The organism is Sorangium sp. KYC3313 (assembly GCF_052075895.1).
GTDB classification, from domain to species: Bacteria; Myxococcota_A; Polyangia; order Polyangiales; family Polyangiaceae; genus Sorangium; species Sorangium cellulosum_B.
Window position 1 is genome coordinate 6088053 of the sequence record NZ_CP197255.1, and the last position, 19074, is coordinate 6107126.

13 protein-coding genes and 1 pseudogene are annotated in these 19074 nt (G+C 71.4%); 10 read left to right on the forward strand and 4 right to left on the reverse strand.

What is annotated here, in order from left to right; translation table 11 throughout:
* Positions 1-69 precede the first annotated feature (69 nt).
* A complete protein-coding gene (locus ACSRUE_RS23695; protein WP_441292988.1) occupies positions 70-1215 on the reverse strand; it encodes a hypothetical protein in 1146 nt (381 codons plus the stop codon).
* A gap of 72 nt (positions 1216-1287) precedes the next feature.
* Between ACSRUE_RS23695 and ACSRUE_RS23700 the strand changes: the two genes are divergently transcribed.
* From ACSRUE_RS23700 to ACSRUE_RS23730, 7 genes are all read left to right on the forward strand, one after another.
* Entirely contained in the window at positions 1288-2082 is a 795-nt protein-coding gene (locus tag ACSRUE_RS23700) for an N-formylglutamate amidohydrolase (RefSeq protein ID WP_441292989.1), read from the forward strand.
* 161 nt (positions 2083-2243) lie between these two features.
* Entirely contained in the window at positions 2244-4679 is a 2436-nt protein-coding gene (locus ACSRUE_RS23705; protein ID WP_441292990.1) for a type VI secretion system Vgr family protein, read from the forward strand.
* Positions 4680-4685: 6 nt separating this feature from the next.
* On the forward strand, positions 4686-7358 hold the full coding sequence (locus tag ACSRUE_RS23710; RefSeq protein WP_441292991.1) for a DUF2169 domain-containing protein: 2673 nt from the start codon (positions 4686-4688) through the stop codon (positions 7356-7358).
* Positions 7355-8428 (forward strand): pentapeptide repeat-containing protein, encoded by a 1074-nt coding sequence (locus tag ACSRUE_RS23715; RefSeq protein ID WP_441292992.1) that lies wholly within the window; start codon positions 7355-7357, stop codon positions 8426-8428. Before ACSRUE_RS23710 ends, ACSRUE_RS23715 begins: the two co-directional genes overlap by 4 nt.
* 171 nt (positions 8429-8599) lie before the next feature.
* Positions 8600-9325 (forward strand): DUF3540 domain-containing protein, encoded by a 726-nt coding sequence (locus ACSRUE_RS23720; RefSeq protein ID WP_441292993.1) that lies wholly within the window; start codon positions 8600-8602, stop codon positions 9323-9325.
* A gap of 52 nt (positions 9326-9377) precedes the next feature.
* A complete protein-coding gene (locus ACSRUE_RS23725) occupies positions 9378-9770 on the forward strand; it encodes a DUF4150 domain-containing protein (protein WP_012237562.1) in 393 nt (130 codons plus the stop codon).
* Complete coding sequence (locus tag ACSRUE_RS23730; RefSeq protein WP_441292994.1) at positions 9767-11464, forward strand: hypothetical protein; 1698 nt, start codon at positions 9767-9769, stop codon at positions 11462-11464. The genes ACSRUE_RS23725 and ACSRUE_RS23730 overlap by 4 nt, the downstream gene beginning before the upstream one ends.
* Positions 11465-11734: 270 nt before the next feature.
* On the opposite strand, the pseudogene ACSRUE_RS23735 reads toward ACSRUE_RS23730, so the two are convergent.
* Positions 11735-12014 (reverse strand): annotated as a pseudogene (locus ACSRUE_RS23735) (hypothetical protein); the annotation flags it as partial.
* Positions 12015-12021: 7 nt separating this feature from the next.
* The gene (locus ACSRUE_RS23740) at positions 12022-14178 is read right to left on the reverse strand and encodes a DUF6055 domain-containing protein (protein WP_441292995.1); all 2157 of its coding nucleotides are present in this window, start codon (positions 14176-14178) and stop codon (positions 12022-12024) included.
* A 515-nt stretch (positions 14179-14693) separates the two neighbouring features.
* Here ACSRUE_RS23740 and ACSRUE_RS23745 point away from each other — a divergent pair.
* On the forward strand, positions 14694-15614 hold the full coding sequence (locus ACSRUE_RS23745; RefSeq protein ID WP_441292996.1) for a transposase: 921 nt from the start codon (positions 14694-14696) through the stop codon (positions 15612-15614).
* A gap of 489 nt (positions 15615-16103) precedes the next feature.
* Here ACSRUE_RS23745 and ACSRUE_RS23750 read toward each other — a convergent pair whose 3' ends face one another.
* Positions 16104-17471 (reverse strand): DUF6688 family protein, encoded by a 1368-nt coding sequence (locus ACSRUE_RS23750; RefSeq protein ID WP_441292997.1) that lies wholly within the window; start codon positions 17469-17471, stop codon positions 16104-16106.
* A gap of 166 nt (positions 17472-17637) precedes the next feature.
* On the opposite strand from ACSRUE_RS23750, the gene ACSRUE_RS23755 reads away from it, so the two are divergent.
* The gene (locus ACSRUE_RS23755; protein ID WP_441292998.1) at positions 17638-18264 is read left to right on the forward strand and encodes a hypothetical protein; all 627 of its coding nucleotides are present in this window, start codon (positions 17638-17640) and stop codon (positions 18262-18264) included.
* The gene (locus ACSRUE_RS23760) at positions 18261-19019 is read left to right on the forward strand and encodes a hypothetical protein (protein WP_441292999.1); all 759 of its coding nucleotides are present in this window, start codon (positions 18261-18263) and stop codon (positions 19017-19019) included. The genes ACSRUE_RS23755 and ACSRUE_RS23760 overlap by 4 nt, the downstream gene beginning before the upstream one ends.
* Positions 19020-19074 lie beyond the last annotated feature (55 nt).

Consider the following 19074-nt stretch of genomic DNA (forward strand, 5'->3'; position numbering starts at 1 on the left):
CGGGGTCGCATGTGCGATGTCTCGATGACCGTCGTCGGACGCGCAGCGCCTGCCGACTCGAGCCGCCCGTCAATCAGAGGCGGGCTCCCGGCGGCGGCCCTCCGGACGCTTCGGGGCCTGCTGCGGGGAAGACAGGCTCTCTGCCAGCTTGCCGCTCCCCTGTTCGATCAGCTTCTTCTCGTACCAGGGCCGCGTGGCCTGCGCGCGAGCGAGGTAGGCGAGCGCGATGACGCCGAGGAGCGGCAACGCGGCGTAGGCCACGGAGTGGGCCGTCACGTCGGGGCCGATCGCGCTGGCTGAGCTCCACGAGGGGACATGACGCGCCTTTACCGTCTCGCCCTCGCGGAGGCGCGCGAAGGCGCCGTGGGGCACCTCGTCGGAGAAGGCGGCGCCGTCCGCGCCCCGCATCGTGACCTCGAACCGGATGTGGTCGCCGTCCTCGCGCTCCTGGAGCTGCGTCACGCGGACGTCCACCGTCTCGCCCAGCCAGCGGCGCGCGTGGAAGGCCGCGAACGCCATGTTGAACACGAGCGACGCGACGGCCGCGGCGACGGCCCACCGCTGGTGGAGCGCCGCCCTGCGCGCGAACCGCTCGCCGAGCGGCTCGGACGAGAGGAGCATGCGCCCCCCGCGCGGGGGCGCGAGCAGGTATCCCTGCGCCTGCCCGCGGTACCCTTGGGCCTGCGCCTCGGGATCGGGCGCGCGCCGGAGCTCGCCGATCGCGAAGACCCTCTCGCCTGGAATGAGCTCGGCCACGCGGACGCGCCGGGTGAGATCGACCCGGATCATGCCGTCGAGCGCGTTGACGAGCTGCACGTCCTCGCCCGGCTCGACCCGGATGCGCGCGCCGGACGCGTGGCGGAGATAGAAGGGGTGGACACGGACCTTGCGGCCGCTCTCGGCCCACTGGTGGGTCCAGACCCCGGAGGTCTCGGACTCGGACCCCTCCTGCTCGACCTCGACGCGCACCGCCACGTCCGCGCCTTGCTCCCGCTCGACGATGCCCACGACGACGGCCTCGCCGGGCGCGAGCGCGGCGCCGGGCATGAACGAGGCCTCGGCCTGCGCGGCGGCGCGGCGCTGCCGGCGCGAGAGCCGGAGCGCGAGCGCCGCGAGGACGAGCAAGCCGGCCGTCGCGACGCCGTCCACCAGGAGCGAAGACAGCCCGGCGTCGAGGTGGTATCGGCTCGCGAGCAGCCAGATCCGGGGTTCCATGGCCCGCCATGAGAGCGCAAACCGGCGCACCCGTGCGAAAAACCCGGCGCGCGCCTACCTTCCGGAGGAACGATGCCTGCCACGCCGCCTCCCTTCCGCGTCCACGCGCCTGACACGGCGGGGCCGATCGTCGTCGAGGTCCCGCACGCGAGCCTCGTCGTGGATGAGCTCGCGGCGCGCTTCACGCGCGTGCCGGAGCGCGCCCTCGCGGCCGACGCGGACGTCGCGGCGGACGCGCTCTTCGGCGACGTCACGCTCGATGGGGCCGCGCTCGTCGTCGCGACGGCGAGCCGCTTCGTCATCGACCTCAACACGGCCCCGCGCGTGCCCACGCCCTACGAGGACAAGCTCCCCTGCGGGCTGCGGGAGGTGCGGCGGCGCTCCGCGAGCGGCGAGCAGTGGCTCGAGAGCTCACCACCCCGCGCGGAGGTCGAGCGCCGCGTCCGCGACGTGTTCGAGCCGTACCACGCGGAGGTCGCCGCGCGCCTCGCCGGCGCGCGCGCGCGCCACGGCGTCGCGATCCTCGTCTCTGGGCACACGTACCCCGACGTCATGTTCCCGGGCGTCGCCGACGTCGTGCTCGGGACCCGGCGCGGCGAGAGCGCGGCGGGCTGGGCGCGCGACGCTGTCGCCGAGGTCGCGCGCGCGCACGGCCTCTCGCTCGCGCTCGACGATCCCTTCCCGGGCGGCCACGCGCTCGAGCGGCACGCGCGCCGCGACGAAGGGGTCCACGCGCTCCAGATCGAGATCGCCCGCAGGCTCTACTGCGACGCGCGCACCCTCGCCCTCCGCCCGGACGACGTCGCGCGCCTTCGCGGCTTCACCCGCAGCGTCATCGCCGCGCTCACGAGCGCAGCAGCGCGATAACGCGGCACGCACACGGTACGGCTGTCGCACAGGTGCGCGCTCGTCCCACCACCGGATCCGCTGTTCCACAGCACTCTCGTGGCGCATGCGGACGTTGACTCCGCGACGCGATGCACGGAGATTCCGCCCTCAACACCAGGCCAGGGATGGGGAGGCTCTCCATGCGCCCAGACGGTTTCTCGCTCTCGTGCTCCGCGCTCGCCAGCGTCGCTTTCATCGGTTTCCGCGGTACGGAGCACGTCTCGCAGCCGTACGAGTTCGAGCTCTTCTTCTCCGTCCCGACGAGCACCGATGTGCGCAAGGCGGTGGGCGAGCGGGCGACGGTGCGCGCGAGCCGCGGCGACGGGAAGGACCCGCTCGTCGTGCACGGCGTCATCGCGAGCGTTCGCCTCTTGCACCAGAACGCGGATCGGGCGCTGTACCAGGCGCTGCTCGTGCCGAAGCTCTGGTTCCTGCGCCACTTCTGGCGCAGCCATGTCTTCACGAACCAGCCCGTCAAGGAGTTCCTCTCGGCGACGCTCCAGAACGGCGGGCTCGCGGCCAGCGAGTTCCGCTTCTCGATCAACGACGGCGACTACCCGGTCGAGGAGTTCGTCGCGCAGTACCGCGAGACGCACCTCGCGTTCTTTCACCGGTGGCTCGAGCGCGAGGGCCTCTACTACTTCTTCGAGCACCCGGAGGACGGGCCCGGCGAGGTGCTCGTCATCGTCGACGACCGCGGGCTGCACGACGACTTCCCGGGCGGCGGGGTCGTGCGCTACGTCCCGCTCTTCGGCGACGACGTGACCGCGCCGCCGGGCCTGCACCAGATCGAGCAGAACGTGCAGTGGCTGCCGAAGACGGTCACCATCGCCGACTACAACTACGCGAACCCGTCCGCGTCGGTGAAGGGCGAGAGCAGCATCACCGCGAACGGGGTGGGCGCGATCCGCGAGTACGGCTTCCGCGTCTTCGTGCAGAGCGACGCCGAGCGCCTCGCGCAGGTGCGCGCGCAGTCGATCGGCTGCCGCGAGGTGACCCTGCGCGGGAGCGGCGACGCGCTCGGGCCGCGGGCCGGGTACCGGTTCTCGCTGGACGATCAGCCCGCCGAAGTCGTCGACCAGTGGCTCGCGCTCGAGGTGCAGCACAGCGCGTCGATCGCCGGGATCACGCCCGAGATCGCGCGGCTGACGGGGCTCTCGGGCAAGGACATCTACGCGATCAAGCTGCTCGCGATCCCGGCCGACGTGCAGTTCCGCGCGCCGCAGGCGACGCCGTGGCCGCGCATCTACGGGTTCGAGAACGCGATCGTCTGCGGCCCCGCCGACAGCCAGTACGCGCAGATCGACGCCGACGGCCGCTACCTCGTGCGCTTCGAGTTCGACACGAGCGGCCTGCCCGACGCGCGCATCTCGACGCGGGTGCGCATGATGCAGCCGCACGGCGGGACGACCGAGGGCTTCCATTTCCCGCTGCGCAAGGGCACCGAGGTGATGATCGCCTTCCTCGGCGGCGACCCGGACCGGCCCTTCATCGCCGGCGTCGTGCCCAACGCGCACCGGCCGAGCGTCGTCGCGGAGCGCAACCTCAGCCAGAACATCATCCGGACCGGGAGCGGCAACCAGCTCGTGCTCGAGGACGAGCAGGGCAAGGAGTTCATCTTCCTCCACACGCCGAACAACCGCACCGGCATCTACATGGGGACGCCGAGCGGCAACCACGGCTCGGTCTACACGGGCGACGGCGACAAGCAGGTCGGCACGTTCCTGTCTCCCGAGAACGCCGACCCGGCCATCGCCGGCAGCAGCCTCGTCGACGTCACGTTCAGCTATCTCGAGACGACCTCGGGAGACGGCGGCTCATGGATCGGCGGCGACTCCTGGGAGAACGTCAGCGGCAACAAGTTCAGCATGGTGGTCTGCAACCTCTGGGCGGGCATCGGCGGGACGTACACGCTCCAGGTCACCGCCGCGGCGGAGGAGACCTACTACGCGACGCGCACGACCACGATCAAGACGGGCCGCGTGGACACCGTGGAAGCCGGCGGCATGAAGCAGACGATCACCGACGGGATGACGCTGACCATCACGAGCGGCGGGATGAAGCACGACGTCCACGGCAAGTTCGAGCAGACGATCGAGCCGGAGGGCTCGTCGACGGTGACCGGGCCGTGGATGCACAAGGTCACGGCCGAGAACTTCGACGACTACAAGAGCTGGAAGACGGAGGTCGCCACCACCTGGAAAGGCCACTTCGGCGGGGACGTCGACCTGAAGTCCGACACGAACTTCCTGATCAAGGCGCCCAACGCGAAGATCACGGCCACCAACCTGAAGTGGGAGGTGCTCGGGCTGACGTTCGACCTCACGCCGAGCAAGCACGAGCTCTACTTCTACAAGGGCGCGACCGGCGTCATCAAGACGGACCACGCCGCGCTCGCCCAGCAGGCCTACCTGCTCAAGCTCGAGACGTCGTTGATCAAGCTCGACTACTTCGCGTTCGACAAGAAGGCCGTCGGCGCGAAGATGGATCAGTTCGGCACCTACCTGAAGCAGCAGGCGATCGCGCTGACCCTCGCGGGGGTCATCGCGTGGAACAGCGCCTTCACGAAGATCTGAGCGCGGATGCGAGTCGTCAAACCCCTCAAGGTCCCGGCGCTCACGCGCGTCGTCGAGGTCGCGCGGCGCCTCAGGTTCCACGTGGGCGCCATGATGGCGTTCCCCCTCGACGCGCCGCGCGCGCTCGTCGATGAGATGTCGTTCTGGCAGGCCGCGACGGCGGCGCTCGGGAGCCTCCCGCTCGACGACGGCATCACGAAGGCGCGCGGCGAGCTGCTCGTCGCGGGCCGGTGCTACGCCCCGGAGGGCCGCCGCGTCGGCGCGTCGTTCGTCCGCGCGCGGCTCGGCTCCGTCGACAAGCGCCTGGCCGTGCTGGGCGACCGGTACTGGAGCGGCCACGGCTTCACGGAGCCGGAGCCGTTCTCGGAGATGCCCATCGACTGGGCGCGCGCGCTCGGCGGGCCGAAGGACGCGGCGAACCCCTACGGGAAGGGGATCGAGGAGATCGATCGCGGCGGGCAGCGCGCCCGGCCGCTGCCGAACGTGGAGCACTACGGCGCGCTGATCCGCTCGCCCGGCGACCGGCCGGGCCCGGCGTCCTTCCTCGCGATGGACGTGACGTTCGGGCAGCGCCGCGCCCGCGCGGGGACGTACGGCGCCGACTACGCCGAGAAGTGGGCGCCCGGCCTGCCGCCCGACGTCGATCCCGCCTTCTTCAACGTCGCGCCGAGCGATCAATGGCTCGCCGAGCCGCTCCGCGGCGACGAGGCGTTCCTCGTGGAGAACATGCACCCGACGCGCCCGCGCATCGAGGGCGCGCTCCCCGGCCTCACCGCGCGCGTGCTCGTCACCCGCCGCGACGCGAGCGGGGAGGCGTTCCAGGAGCTGCCCGTCCGCTGCGACACGGTGTGGCTCTTCCCCTCGGCCAACCTCGGCGTCGTGATCTTCCACGGCTCGATGCCCGTGGCCGACGACGACGCCGGGGAGATCGTCGACCTCGTCGTCGCCTGCGAGGAGATCGGCCGCCCCCGGCCGATCGAGCACTACCGCGAGGCGCTCGCCCGGCGGATCGACAAGGACCGGGGCTCGATCGCGTCCCTCAGCGACAGCGATCTCATGCCGCCGCGCGAGTCGGGCGTCGCCGCGAACGTCGCCGGCATCGAGATGGTGCAGTGGCTCAAGAGCGAGAACCTCGCCACGCAGAACCTGCGGCGCGGCGCGGAGCGGGAGCGCGAGCGCCGCCGCGAGGAGCTGCTCGCGGACGGCATCGACCCGGCCCGCTTCGGCCTCGACGCGCCGCTGCCGGAGGAGGAAGCGCCGCCGCCGGTCGACGATCTCGACGCGCTGGTGACGTACCTCGACGCGGCGTCGCGGAAGATGGAGGAGGAGAAGGCGCGGGCCGAGCGCCTGAAGAAGGAGGCCGAGGAGCGCATGAAGGCGCAGGCCGCCGAGATGGACGTGTCCGAGGAGGCGCTCCGGCGCGGCCAGACCGGGGAGGAGCCGCCGGGCGGCCCGCCGCGCTTCTCGGCCAAGGCGCAGCTCCAGCAGTACGCGGAGCTGGCCGAGGCGGCGCGCCTCGGCGGCGTGCCGAACCTCGAGCTGGAGGCGATGCTCGCGGATCCAGGCTTTCCCGAGCAGCTGCTCCGCCTCGAGCAGGCGGCGCGCGAGGGCTACCGCGGCTCGGCGCACCTGAGGTCGGCGGCCCTGCCGATGACCGCCGAGGCCTCGCAGATGGCGCGCGTCGTCATCGACGCGGCGCGCGAGGCGGGCGAACCGCTCGACGAGCGCGACCTCACCGGCGCCGACTTCCGCGGGGTCGACCTGCGGGGGATGCGCTTCGCGCGCGCGTTCCTCGAGGGGGCCGACCTGCGCGGCTGCGACCTGTCGGGCGCGGTGCTCGAGGGCGCGGTGCTCGCGAAGGCCGACCTCTCTGGCGCGAACCTCACGGGCGCGCGGCTCCGGGGCGCGAACCTGGGCAAGGCGAACCTCGAGGGCGCGGTGTTCGACGACGCCGATCTGACCGAGGCCGTCCTGATGGGCGCGAGGCTCGCCGGGGCGAGCCTGAAGCGAGCGCGGCTCGAGCGCGCCGACGCCCTCCAGGTGAGCTGGGGTGGCGTGGATCTCTCGGGCGCGGATCTCTCGCTCTGCTCGTTCCTCCAGACGAGCTTCGCCGGGGCGAACCTCGCCGGGGCGAACCTCGAGCGGGCGATGCTGCTCGAGTGCTCGCTCGACGGCGCGGATTTCTCGGGCGCTCGGCTGCACAAGACGTCGCTGATGAGCTGCACCGGGGCGAAGGCGCGCTTCGCGGGGGCGCGCTTCTCCGAGGGGGTCGCCGTCCACAAGAGCGGCCTGCCGGAGGCCGACTTCCGCGACGCCGTGCTCGACAAGACCTGCTTCCGGACGACGGACCTGCGCGGCGCGCGGTTCGATCGAGCCCAGATGACGATGACCGATCTCTGCGAGGCGGACGCGACGGGCGCGACCTTCGACCGCGCCGTCATGAAGAACGCCCTCCTGATCCGGACGAACCTCGACCGCGCGTCGCTCCGCGGGTGCAACCTGACGGAGGCGATCCTCTCGAAATCGCGCGTGGCGGGGGCCGACTTCACGGGCGCGCAGCTCTGCCGGGCCGATTTCAGCCGCGCGCGCGGGGACAGCCGGACGACGTTCGCCGAGGCGAGCGTCGAGTTCACCCGGTTCGACCGGCAGGCGGCGCCGGCTCCTGGAGGCGCGACATGAACCGCGACGAGGTGCTCGACAAGGTCCGCCACGGGGACCCGATCCAGGCCGTGGACATCTCCGGGCTCGACCTGACGGGCGCGGATCTCTCGGGCGCGGTGTTCGACCGGGTCCGCATGCCGCGCGCGATGCGGGGCGCGCTCGTCAAGGAGTCGACGTTCTCCGAGTGCGATCTGTCGGGCGTGGACGCGGCGGGCGTGGACCTGCACCTGACGACGTTCTTCCGGAGCCGCCTCGACGGGGCGACGCTCTCGGGGGCGAGGCTCGTCGGCGCGAGCTTCATCGAGTCGACGTTCGAGGGCGCGGCGCTGTCGGGCGTGGAGGCGCCCGTCGCGACCTGGACGACGTGCTCGCTCGAGCGCGCCTCGTTCGAGGGGGCGAACCTCGACCGGGCGAACCTCGTCGAGGTCAAGGCCGGCGGCGCGAACTTCTCTCGCGCGAACCTCGAGAAGGCGACGCTGTACAAGCTCGACCTGCGCACCGCGCTGCTCGACGGCGCGAACCTGACGCTCACGACGCTGGTCGAGGCGGCGCTGGGCGCGCGGGCGTTCCAGGGAACAAAGCTGTTCCGCACGCAGTTCATGCGCGGCAGCGTCGCTGGCTCGAGCTTCGCGGGCTGCGACGCGACGCAGTGCAACTTCACCGGGGTCGACGTGTCCGACTGCGACTTCTCCGATGCGGTCCTGACGCAGGCGCTCTTCGGCGAGGCGAGCGCGGCGAAGGCGCGGTTTTCGCGGGCGAAGCTGCAGAACGCGATCTTCGAGCGGGCCGCGCTCGCCGAGGCCGACTTCTCCGGGGCGGAGCTCGTCGAGGCGTACCTCGCGTTCGCGTCGTGCGCCGGCGCGCGCTTCGTCGGCGCGAAGCTCGCGTACGCGGACTTCTCGCACTGCGACCTCTCGGGCGCGGACTTCACGCAGGCAGCGATGTTCCGCACCAAGCTGCACCGCGCTCGCCAGGACGGGGCGAAGGTGCCGGCGGGCGCAGGCTGGCTCGGCGACGACGAGAAGCTCGCCGCGATCGAGGACTGGAAGCCGCGCCGCGGCGGCGAGCGCGATGGGCAGCGCGCGTGACCGTGCCTGCTGCGCGCGCCGTGCGGAACCACGAAACCGCGTCCGCGACCCGTGAGACCTGGGGCGAGGCCGCGTTCCACGAAGGCCATTGATTCCTGCCGCGAAATCGTTGAAACTAGCGTTGCGGCGCGCACGTCCTGACCGGGCGGATCCAGGCCGAGGAGACCCGAGATGCAGAGCATGGCGGCCCGCGAGCCCCTGACGGTGGCACACGACGACAGCGCGCAGGACGACCTCCTGGCCGCGGTGGATCTGCCGGTGATCGAGCGCTCGCCCTCGCCGCGACGCGTGCCGTCGCTGGAGACGGGCGTCGTCCGGGGCACGGCGTCGGGGCTCGTGGTCGAGCTCGGCGGCGGGCCGGTCGCGGCGCGGCGCGCGAAGAGCTGCCTCGTCGCGCCGGACGCGGGGGATCGGGTGCTCTGCGCGGTGGACGGCGAGCAGATCTTCGTCCTCGCGGTGCTGGAGGGCGAGGCGGGCGCGACGACGCGGATCGTCGCCGAGGGCGATATGAAGGTGCAGGCGACGGGGCGGCTCGGGCTCGGCGCCGGCGACCAGATCGAGATCGCCGCGGCCAGGGAGGTGGGGCTGTTTGCGGGCAAGCTGCAGATCCGCGCGCAGGCGGCGGCGGCGGCGATCGAGGAGATCGGGCTCGTCGGCCGGTCGCTCGAGGCGCACCTCCAGAAGGCCGTCGTCGTCGCGGAGCGCATGGAGGCGCGCGCGGACCGGCTCGTCCAGCGCGCGAAGCAGGCGTTCCGCTTCATCGAGGCGCTCGAGCAGGTGCGCGCGGGCGTCTTCGATCTCCGCGCGGAGGGCCTCGCGGCGATGCGCGGGGAGAACACGATCGTCGCCGCGCGGACGCTCGCGAAGCTCGACGGCGAGCAGGTCAAGATCGGCTGAAGGGGCGCGCCGCGCGGGGCCGCGGGCGCCAGCAACGACGAGGGGTGAAGCGATGCTCGCGAAGACGACCGCAGGGGGGATGTGCCTGGCGTTCCCGGACGTGTGCCTGACCCCGACGCCGGCCCCGGTGCCGATCCCGTACCCGAACATCTCGCTCCACCCGATGAGCGTGCTCTTCGTGCCGAACGTGCTCGTCACGTGCGCGCCGGCGCACAACATGCTGACGGTCGCGCCGCTCACGATGGGGGACAACCCGGGCGTCGCGCTCGGCGTCGCGTCCGGGATGGTGATGGGCCCGTCGCGCAACGTGACCGCGGCCTTCACGGTGATCGTCGGCTGCGCGCCCATGACGCGCCTGACGAGCATCTCGATCCAGAACAGCACGAACGCGCCGGGCATGGCCATCGTACCGAGCGTCACCACCGTCCTCGTGCTCGCGCCGTGAGGGGCGCGAGCAAGGGGTCCGCCACGGGTTCAGGGACGGCGCCGGAGAAGAGCTCGCTGACCGAGGCGCTCGCGAAGCTCGACGCGGCGATGCGCAGGCCGACGGGCAGCAGCGCCGATCCGGATCGGCGCCGCGTGGCGGCCCGGCTCGCGGATCTCGCTCGATGCGAGGACGACGAGCTCACGGCGTTCGCCGGGCGGCACCTGCCCGGCCGCGCGGCGGACGAGGCGGCGCTGCGTGCCGCGCGAGAGATGCTCCTGGCGATCGGCCGCGTCCTCGGTCCGGAGGGCGAGAGCGCCGAGGCGCTGGTCGTGCTCAAGGAAGCGCACGGGGCGCTCGACGAGCGGCTGGCGGAGGCGAAGCGGGCCGCGGCGCAGCGCGCGGAGGACGAGGCGGCGGCGCAGCGCGCGGCGGAGGAGGCCGCCGCGACGACGGGCGCGCCGGCGCTGGTCGAGGCGCAGGGGCCGCTGTCTCGCCCGGGCGGAGGGCTGCCCTTCGTGCCGCCGAGCGCGGCGAAGCGTGAAGCGGAGGAGGTCACCGCGACGACGAGCGCGCCGGCGCTGGTCGAGGCGCAGGGGCCGCTGTCTCGCCTGGGCGGGGGGCTGCCCTTCGTGCCGGCGGCGGCGCCGATGCCCGCGCCGATGGCGGTGCTGGGGTCAACGGCGGTGCCTGGGCAGGCGCCGTTCGGTGTGCCTGCGCCGGCGCCGTTCAGTGTGCCCGCGCCTGCGCCGCTCGGTGTGCCCGCGCCGGTCGCAGTACCCGCGCCGGCACCGATGGCAGCACCTGTGGCCGCACCCGCACCTGTGGTCGCGCCCGCACCGGTGGCCGAGCCCGCACCTGTGGCCGAGCCCGCACCGGTGGTTGAGCCCGAACCCGCTCCGGCGCCTGCGTCCACACCCGCACCCCAATCCGTCACCCAGCCCGCGATCGTGCCTGTTCCCGCGCCTGCGTCGGTTCCTCGGACGGACCCGCCGGTGAGCGGCGCGGAGTCGAAGCCTCTGAGCAAGACGCTCCCCGAGACGCCGCGGGTCATCGATTCCGCGCTGCCCTTCATCCCGGTGGCCTCCGAGGAGCGCGCTCGGCCGTCCGTCGCTCGTTTGGACTCGGCGCTGCCGTTTCAGCCCGTCGCCAGCCCCGATGGACAGTCGGTGCGCGAGCCTGGTCCGGTGCCCGCGCACCACTCCCAGGCGGTGCCGCTCCACGACGAGCGTCACTCCGTTGCGGCCACGCCGAGCGCGCAGGCCGCTGCCACGGCGAGCCCGCTGCCGGTCGCCGCGTCGAGCGCGCAGGCCGCTGCCACGGCGAGCCCGCTGCCGGTCGCCACGCCGAGCGCGCAGGCCGCTGCCACGGCGAGTCCGCCGCCGGTCGCCACGCCGAGCCCGAGCGCGCTGCCGGCCGCCACGCCGAGTGTGCCGCCCGCCTCCATGCCGGCCCCCGTGAGCACGGGCGACCCGCTCAGCGCGCGCCCGCCACCCTCGCTCACGCTCAACCAGTACGCCGGCCTCGTCGTCGCGTGCGAGCTGTACCCCGCCTACGTGGAGAGCACGAACGCACGCTACGGGGTGCCGACCCCCGCGGCGCGCGCCGCCCTCGACGCCTTCTGGGCAGGCCGCTTCGCAGCAGATCCCGCGCTTGCCCAGCGGTGGCCCGAGCTCTGCGAGGCCGCGCGCAGGTACTTCCTGCAATCGCGCTGAGCGCCGGCGCCGCACGCGCAGCGCCCCGCAGGAACACCTCGTCGAGCAGCCGACGAACCGGAACGCTGAAGCCGGCCGAGGCTCGAAACCAGAAAGCGCCGGACGCCAGGAAGAGATCCAGCTCTCGGCGTCGTCGATGCTCTGGCGGATCCTTCCTTCGTTGAACGGTGTGCCGGCGCCGGCGTTCAGCCGGCGGCGCTCGAGCAGGCTCGGATGAGCTCGGCCACGAGCGGCGGCAGCCGACCGGCGAGCGCGGCGCGCTCCGGCTGGAACAGCAGGTGCCGAGGAACGGGCGCCGCTGTTCGCGGGCGAAGCGGATCGCGCGCAGCGCGCCATCCATGCTCCGGTACGGGCTCGCCGGAACGCACCACAGGGCGTCATAACGAGCCACCCGCGAGGCGTCGGTCACCTCCTCGGTCGGCACCCATTCAAAGGAGAGCGGCGCGGACAGCGCCTCTCCCGCCAGCCGCAGCGCCACCGGGATGGCCCGGTGGGCCGTCACGGCGTCGTCGCGGTCACCGATGAGCCCAACATGAAGCATCGTTTGCATCGTGGCCTCAACGCCGCCAGGTGTACGGCGGTGCGGCCGTCACCTCGGTGACCGTCGTGACGCCCGCCCAGTCGTCGGGGACGAACCCGTAGAACGTGTTGCTCGACTTCGATGTAGCGACGAACTCGACATCCCCGAGCAGCGTTGCTGTTCCGGAGACGGACTGGCGATCGCCGAACCAGCCGAGCGGATAGAAGGTGGTCTGCACGTTCGCCGAGCCGCTCACGTTGAACTCGCGCGCCTGGATGCCCGAGCCGCGTTGCCCGACCAGGCTGAGCGCACCGACGCGGCCGCCGGAGATCACGCCGTTGACGAGGGTCGCATGATCCTCGACGCGGACGTCGCCGCTCACCTCTCCGCCGAGGACGGTCGCGTAAGGACCGACGTAGACGCTCGACGGCGTGCCTGCGGGCGCGCAGCCGCCGCCGTTCGCGTGCCTCGTCGTGCCCCGCGGACACGCATCGAGCTGACCGTCCTGAAACCCGGCGGGCCACGCTCCATCGAGCTCCACCATGTACGGATAGCGATAGATCGAGGGGTACGCTGGCCCGTCCGAGGGCTTCGTCCAGACCAGCTTCTGGTATTCGGTCGGCGTCGCGACCACGACCAAGTAAACATTCTCGCCGGGGCTGACGCAGAAGTCCATCTCGGCGTCGCTCCCCCGCTGCAGAGGGCTGTAGCGCGATGTGGTCAGCTCCGGATCCGTCGCGACGAGGCCCCAGCGCCAGCCGGAGTCGGCGCCGGCCTGCGTCACGCCCCGGAACACGACGCGCACGCGGGTCGCGTCCGATTTCGGGTGCAGGCGCACGATGTTGTAACCCCAGCGCTGCGGTGCCCAGTGATACGGCGAGACGAAGCGGCGATTCTGCGCCCAGTCGGCGTCGAGCGCCTCGAGCCGCGTGAGACGAAGCCGGCGATCGGTGCGGCCGTTCGACGTCATGTCGGCCTCGATCGAGCCGTATTTCCGTCGATACACGCCCGAGGGATCGCCTCCGTCCGTGGGCGGAGGGTCCTTGTAGTCCCAGGTGATGTTGTGCATCGCCCACTCGCCGAACTCGTCGTTGAGCCGCTCGATGTCCCAGCCACGGCTGAGCATGAGCTTCTGCCATGGATCGCCCTGGCCGCGCGGCGCCTCGTAGGCCCACATGTCGTTGACGGCGCTGTAGCAGTGCTTGTCCTTCAGGAACTCGAAGAACTGCCAGTTGCAATAGCGGTTCCGGGTGTTGCCGTAGTAGAGGTGCGGCATGTTCGGCAGCATGTCCGAGCAGTGCACGTCGTCCCGCCATATCTGATGCGGCATCCAGTTCGCGTGGCTCTCGAAGATCCAGCAGCCGTCGCCGCCGCAATCGGGGAACGCCTGCGTCGTCGACTGCACGCCGTGCATGAACTCATGGGCGAGCCCCCACGGGTCGCTGGCGGCGTCGGGGCCGATCCACATCCCCATATAATTGACGCCGTTGCGGCTCCACCCGCCGCCCCAGAGCGGGAAGCTGTCGTCGAAATGGACCGCGGCCTTCCACTTGTCCGCTGATTTGCAGTACGGCTCGGGGAAGAAGATGGGGCTGCCGAAGTACGCGCTCCAGATGCTCTCGAGCGTGTCCGCCGCCTCCTCCGCCTGGCTCAGGTTGATGTTCGTCCCCTCGGGCCAGTAGAAGGCGAAGTGCGCCGACTCGTGGCGCAGCGGCGCGCGCGTCTCGCCGCCGTCGCGCGGCGCCCTCCAGGTGCCTGCCGTGCAGCTGGCCCCCGTGGCCTGGCAGCTCGTCGCCCATTCCGTGCTCGTCGTGCCCTGCTCGCAGGCGCCGGGGTTGCCGCCTGCAGCCCCGGTCGATCCGCCGGTTCCCGCCGCCTCGGCCGCCGATTCACCGGCGCTGCCGGCGCTGCTGGCGCCGATGCCCCCGGTGCTGCCGGTGCTGCCGGTGCCGGCTGCGCCTGAGGTCGCCGTCGTGCCGCCGCCGGACCCCGAGCCCGGAGCAGGGGCCTCCGAAGCCTGACTGCACGCCGCGAGGAGCGCGGCGACAACGAGCGCGGAGCCGTTCACGAGAAGCAGCTGAAACGATGTGCGGGTCGCGCGATGAACGCCCGCGGGGGTGCGGAACGTGTGAGTGATGCTCTCACGGACTGCGCGTTTGTGTATCGCGGATGAGTCATAAGCTGGGTCGAGCATGCTGTATTCTCGTTCGGCGCACGCTCGCCACGCAAAAGAAAACAAAGCCGGGGAAGGCCCAGTCGGCACCGTGGAGGCGACCGGCGCGGCGTGGCTGCAGCTCGTGATGGATGCGAGGGGTGAGACCGATCCGGTGAGACCCGACCCGGGGTGAGACCGACCCGGTGAGACCCGACCCGGGTTGGACCCATCCGATCCCATCCACATCCAGACCTGACCCAGGTTGGACCCATCCGATCCCATCCACATCCAGACCTGACCCAGGTTGAGACCTGACCCAGATTGGAACCGCAGACCCGACCCAGGTAGGAGACTCGACGCAGGTCGCTCAAATCTTAACCTAGGTTAGGTTGGATGGATGCGATGTCTGGAGGTGGTAAATATTAACATCCGAGGTGAAAGACGGCATGGCGGCCGCCACCTCTGGCGCAGGAATCGCCACCTGTGGGGCGTGGCAAGTGCTTGAAATGATTGACTGCAATCTTTGGCACAGCGTTTGTTGATATGGACGGGCCATGAGCCACCCCCGCGAGATCTCGCCCGGCGCTACCTATATGATCACCCGTCGCGTCTTGCGTCGGCACCTGCTCTTGCGCCCCGACGCAGCGATCACCCAGCTCTTGGTCTACGCCCTCGCGGTCTCGGCCTGTCGCTTCGGGATCAAGGTACACGCGTTCTGCGCGATGTCAACGCATCTACACCTGGTCGTGACGGACGTGAATGGCGTCCTGCCGCGCTTCTTGCAGTTCTTTCATCGCATTGTGGCGCTCGGGACCAAGGTGCTTCGCGCGTGGGAAGGACCGGTATGGGACCACGAAGCCACGAGCGTTGTGCGCCTCCTGACGCGCGCTGCTGTCGTGGAGAAGATCGCCTACGTGCTCGCGAACCCTGTAGCCGCTGGCCTCGTCCGGCATGCGCGTGAGTGGCCGGGGGCGAAGGTCGATGTGAGAGAGCTCGGCTGCGGCGTGCTACGTGCGGCGCGTCCTGTGGCGTATCTTGACCCGGAAAATCCACAGTGGCCCGAGGAAGTGATGCTGCCTCTCGCGCTGCCACCGGCGGTCGAGCAGGACGGCAGCGATGAATTTCGGCGCTTGGTCGCTGCGGCGCTCGATGAGCAGGAGGCGCAGGCGCATGCGGCGCTGCAGCGGCAAGGGCGTCGCTTTCTGGGTGCTGAGCGAGTCAGCAAGATCTCCCCGTACGAGCGCGTCACGAGCTTCGAGGCGCTTGGCGAACGCAATCCGACCTTTGCGGTTGGCCGCGAGCCGGGTGTTGTACGGCGAATCGCTGGTGCCGCGGTGCGGGCGTTTCGTGCGTCGTACCGCGCGGCGCTTGAACGGTGGCGCGCCGGGGTGCGCGGTGTGGTGTTCCCGGCGGGGACCTGGTGGATGCGCGTGTTCCACGGCGCCAGCGTGACGGACCTCAGACTGGTGGTGTAGATACCGCGTTGCGCCGTTCTCAGCGATGCGAGAAGCGCGGGAGCGGCTTCGACGCGTTGTTGTCGTGTTGTGGAGAACGTCCGTCTGGAGAAGCCGGAGCGGGCGGAGCGTTTGTCTGGCGCTGCGCGTACGCCTAAGAATGGGGTATGCCGGAGCGAGTGCGCATGCGGCGATTGGAACCGTGACGTTGGATAGGCTCTGACTGACAGGGCGGGACGGTTATGGGCCGATCGGTGAGGCGAAGTGATTGAATCAACCCGGGTCAATCCATGGATTGGGGGCGCGCAGATCCGGGGACCGACAACCCGGGTCGAGTCTCCTCTTGCGTACGCCTTCGGATGGCTGAACCCGGGTGGGTCGTGCGCGGGTGGGTCGTGCGGGTGGGTGGTGCGATGGTTCGATGGCTCAACCTGGGTCGGTCGGGTGGGTGGGTCGGGTCGGGCCGCAACCTGGGTCGGTCGGGTGGGTGGTCGGGCCGCTGGGCCGCTCTCACCTGTACATACGGTCGATCCGCTCTTCGGGGGCGCGCGGGTCGAGCAGCAGGAGCGTCAGGTAGAACGCCCACTCCAGCGGCTTCATCGCGAGATAGACGAGATCTGCAGCCCAAGCGGCGCCGATGTATCGACTCACGGGCAGCCCCATCCGGTCGTAGAGCTGGCGCGCCGCGCGGCCGAAGCGCGGCCAGCGCTCGTGCAGTAGATCCTCGAAGGCGTTGGCGATGGCGAGCTGGCGATTGACGAGGATCGGCGTGCCGCCCCGCCGTCCGAGCCGGATCGGGCGCACAAGCCAGGCGTGGCCGCGCGCGGCGACGGTGCACAGGTAGTGGCAATCGCCGGGCAGCTTCACGATCGGGAGCTGCGACAGCGTGTACCCGCACGTGCGGGTGAAGACCTGGAGCGCGGCTGCCGGATGGCCCAGCCAGGCCGCGTGCAGGACGGCGTGAACCCCGAGCAGGAGCGGGGAAGCCGCGAGGGCGCGCCACAACGTGGGTCGGTGAATCGCGGGCGGCGGCGGGAGCGGGACTTGTGGCGGCCCCACGCGATAAGCGGGATCGGCAGTGGCCATCGGAGCGGGCGCGCTGGCCTCGACGCCCCGCCTCAAGAGGCGAGCGCGCACCTCGGCGGAATAGAAGACGACAGTGAACACCGGCGCGACGCACGGCAGGAGCAGCGGCGGCACGAGCAGGCCGGCCGCCACCCAGGGGCCGAAGTGCACCGCCAGCAGGACGTGGAGCGCAATTCCGACGAGCAGCGCAGCATGGACGACGAGCTCTGCAGGGCCAGGCAGCCCTTCTTTCCGGCGCCGTGACACGACATAGGCGAGCGCGGTGAGGGCGTGCAGCGCGATCAAGCCGTGGACTTCCGGCTCGGCGAGCGGCCGGAACGCCGTGGTGCCGACGTCGCATGCCGGGACAGCGCACGTCTCGGGGGCATCGTGGCTGTATGCCATGCCCCAGGCGGGCAGGAGGAGCAGCGTGAGCACCTCGGCCGCCACCAGGAAGGGGGCGCGCCCCCGGCGCCGTATCGCGCGGTATGTCCACACGGTCAGGCCGATCCAACCGGCCAGCCCGAGCGCTCCAGCGACGAAGATCGCGGCATCGAGTCGGACCAGCAGGCCCGCACCGAAGAGCAGCGCCGCGAGCGCCGGAACGCCGTAGCCGGTGGCCACCAACGCGGCGAGGGCGCCGTCTGTCAGCGAGAAGGGCTGCTCGGTCGGCGACTGCTGCGGCTCGGTCGGCGACTGCTGCGGCTCGGTCGGCGACTGCTGCGGCTCGGTCGGCGACTGCTGCGGCTCGGTCGGTGACTGCTGCGGCTCGGGCGGTGACTGCTGCGGCTCGGGCGGTGACTGCTGCGGCATGCATCCACCATGCTAACGGCTCCAGTCCCAGGAGATCCATCCTGCCAGGTGGAGCGCGCGTGCTTCACGAGCCGCGTAGCACGTTGAAGTGTGAGCCGTGCTGGCTGCTCGCGCAGGGAACCCCTGTCGCGTCGAACGGATGCTGATAGGATCCATGGGCTCTGGCATGAGCCCGGACCGAAAGCGCCGTCCGCGCCCCACAACCTCGCCCGAAGCGCGGCCGCTCCGGCGGCGGGCGCACGCGATCGCCGAAGATCTCCTCACGTCGGCCATGAGCGACGAGGAGCGGGTGAGGCTCGCGCGCATCGTGCTCAGGTCCGGCTCCCGCGAGGCGATCAACCGGCTCTTCCAGTACTTCCAGCGACGCCAGGCCGAGACCCGGTGGGGACCAGACAACCCCCCGCACGAGATCGCCGGGGCGATGCGCGTCCAGGCGATCAAGGCGCTCAGGGGCCCGCCCGGGCAACACAGCAGGAATCACAGGAGCGCGCTCCTCGTCCTGTGGGTAGCCGGTCGCCCGGGCGATGTTCCGCTCCTCGTGTCGCCCCTGGCAGCGCAGGACCCGGACGGCCTGGATAGCGACATCTTGCCGGTGCTCCAGCACGTCATTTCGGGCTACGAACCCAGCGATCCCCACGTCATCGCCTCGATCGAGCGGTTCATCGAGCGGTCGGCGTCGCTGTGGGACCTCCACGCCGCGTCGCTCGTCCTCCGCGAGTACCGCGTTCCCGAGGCCGAGTCGGCGTTCCAGCGTGCCCTCGCCGCTCCCGATCCGTGGCGGCGCGCCCCGTGATGGCGGCCCTCGTCGTCAGGAATCCAGGGCAGCACCGGCACGCCGGCGAGGCGTTGCTGGCCGCGCTGAAGCTGGAAGCGCGGGCGGCGGAGGCCTGGGACAAGGATTCGGTCCGGAGGGCGCTCGCCGAGGTGCTCGACGGGGCCAGAGAAGCGTTCGAGTCCGGGGAGGAGGCCAGACTTCCCCCGGTTCCCGAGGCGCGGATCGAGGCGCTCGACCGCCTGCCCGAGGAGGACTGCGCTGCGTTCCTCGACAGGCTTGGGCGCGAGTTCACCGTGGATCAAGCGCTCCTGCTCCCGCGCCTCCAGACCGCGTCCCTGGCCCGGAAAAAGGCGCTGCTCCGCGCCCTCGGGGCCGTGGCGACCGGCGGAACCCCGTTCTTCCATGCGGTGTGGCCTTTCACCTCCGATCCCGACGAGGAGATCGCGGCGCTGGCCATCGCCGCGTGCGGGGCCACGTGCTCGGACCAGGCGAGGATGCGGCTGACGGCGAGGCTCAGGGGTGCGATCGTGAGGGACGACGCTGCCGCCGCAAGGCCGCTCCTGAGCGGCCTGCGCGGCTGTCTCTACGACGGCGCGGTGTGGACCGCCGCGCTGTCCCTGCCGTGTGAGATCGCCCGGAGGCTGGCGATCGAAGGGCTCGAGTACGCCGCCGTCCTGCGCGGGCCGGCGATCGAGCTGCTGAACGAGGCTGCGAGGCGCGAGAGCAACGAGGAGCTTCGTCGGCGGATGGTCCGGCTTCTCCGGGACCGCTGACCCAGGCGACGGCGGTGGGGGGCGTCTACGGCTATCCCATCGCCGTGACGTGGTT

Coding starts and splice junctions, on each gene's coding strand:
- ACSRUE_RS23695 (WP_441292988.1), bottom strand. CDS start 1,215: ATGGAACCCCGGATCTGGCTGCTCGCGAGCCGATACCACCTCGACGCC.
- ACSRUE_RS23700 (WP_441292989.1), top strand. CDS start 1,288: ATGCCTGCCACGCCGCCTCCCTTCCGCGTCCACGCGCCTGACACGGCG.
- ACSRUE_RS23705 (WP_441292990.1), top strand. CDS start 2,244: ATGCGCCCAGACGGTTTCTCGCTCTCGTGCTCCGCGCTCGCCAGCGTC.
- ACSRUE_RS23710 (WP_441292991.1), top strand. CDS start 4,686: ATGCGAGTCGTCAAACCCCTCAAGGTCCCGGCGCTCACGCGCGTCGTC.
- ACSRUE_RS23715 (WP_441292992.1), top strand. CDS start 7,355: ATGAACCGCGACGAGGTGCTCGACAAGGTCCGCCACGGGGACCCGATC.
- ACSRUE_RS23720 (WP_441292993.1), top strand. CDS start 8,600: ATGCAGAGCATGGCGGCCCGCGAGCCCCTGACGGTGGCACACGACGAC.
- ACSRUE_RS23725 (WP_012237562.1), top strand. CDS start 9,378: ATGCTCGCGAAGACGACCGCAGGGGGGATGTGCCTGGCGTTCCCGGAC.
- ACSRUE_RS23740 (WP_441292995.1), bottom strand. CDS start 14,178: ATGCTCGACCCAGCTTATGACTCATCCGCGATACACAAACGCGCAGTC.
- ACSRUE_RS23745 (WP_441292996.1), top strand. CDS start 14,694: ATGAGCCACCCCCGCGAGATCTCGCCCGGCGCTACCTATATGATCACC.
- ACSRUE_RS23750 (WP_441292997.1), bottom strand. CDS start 17,471: ATGCCGCAGCAGTCACCGCCCGAGCCGCAGCAGTCACCGCCCGAGCCG.
- ACSRUE_RS23755 (WP_441292998.1), top strand. CDS start 17,638: ATGAGCCCGGACCGAAAGCGCCGTCCGCGCCCCACAACCTCGCCCGAA.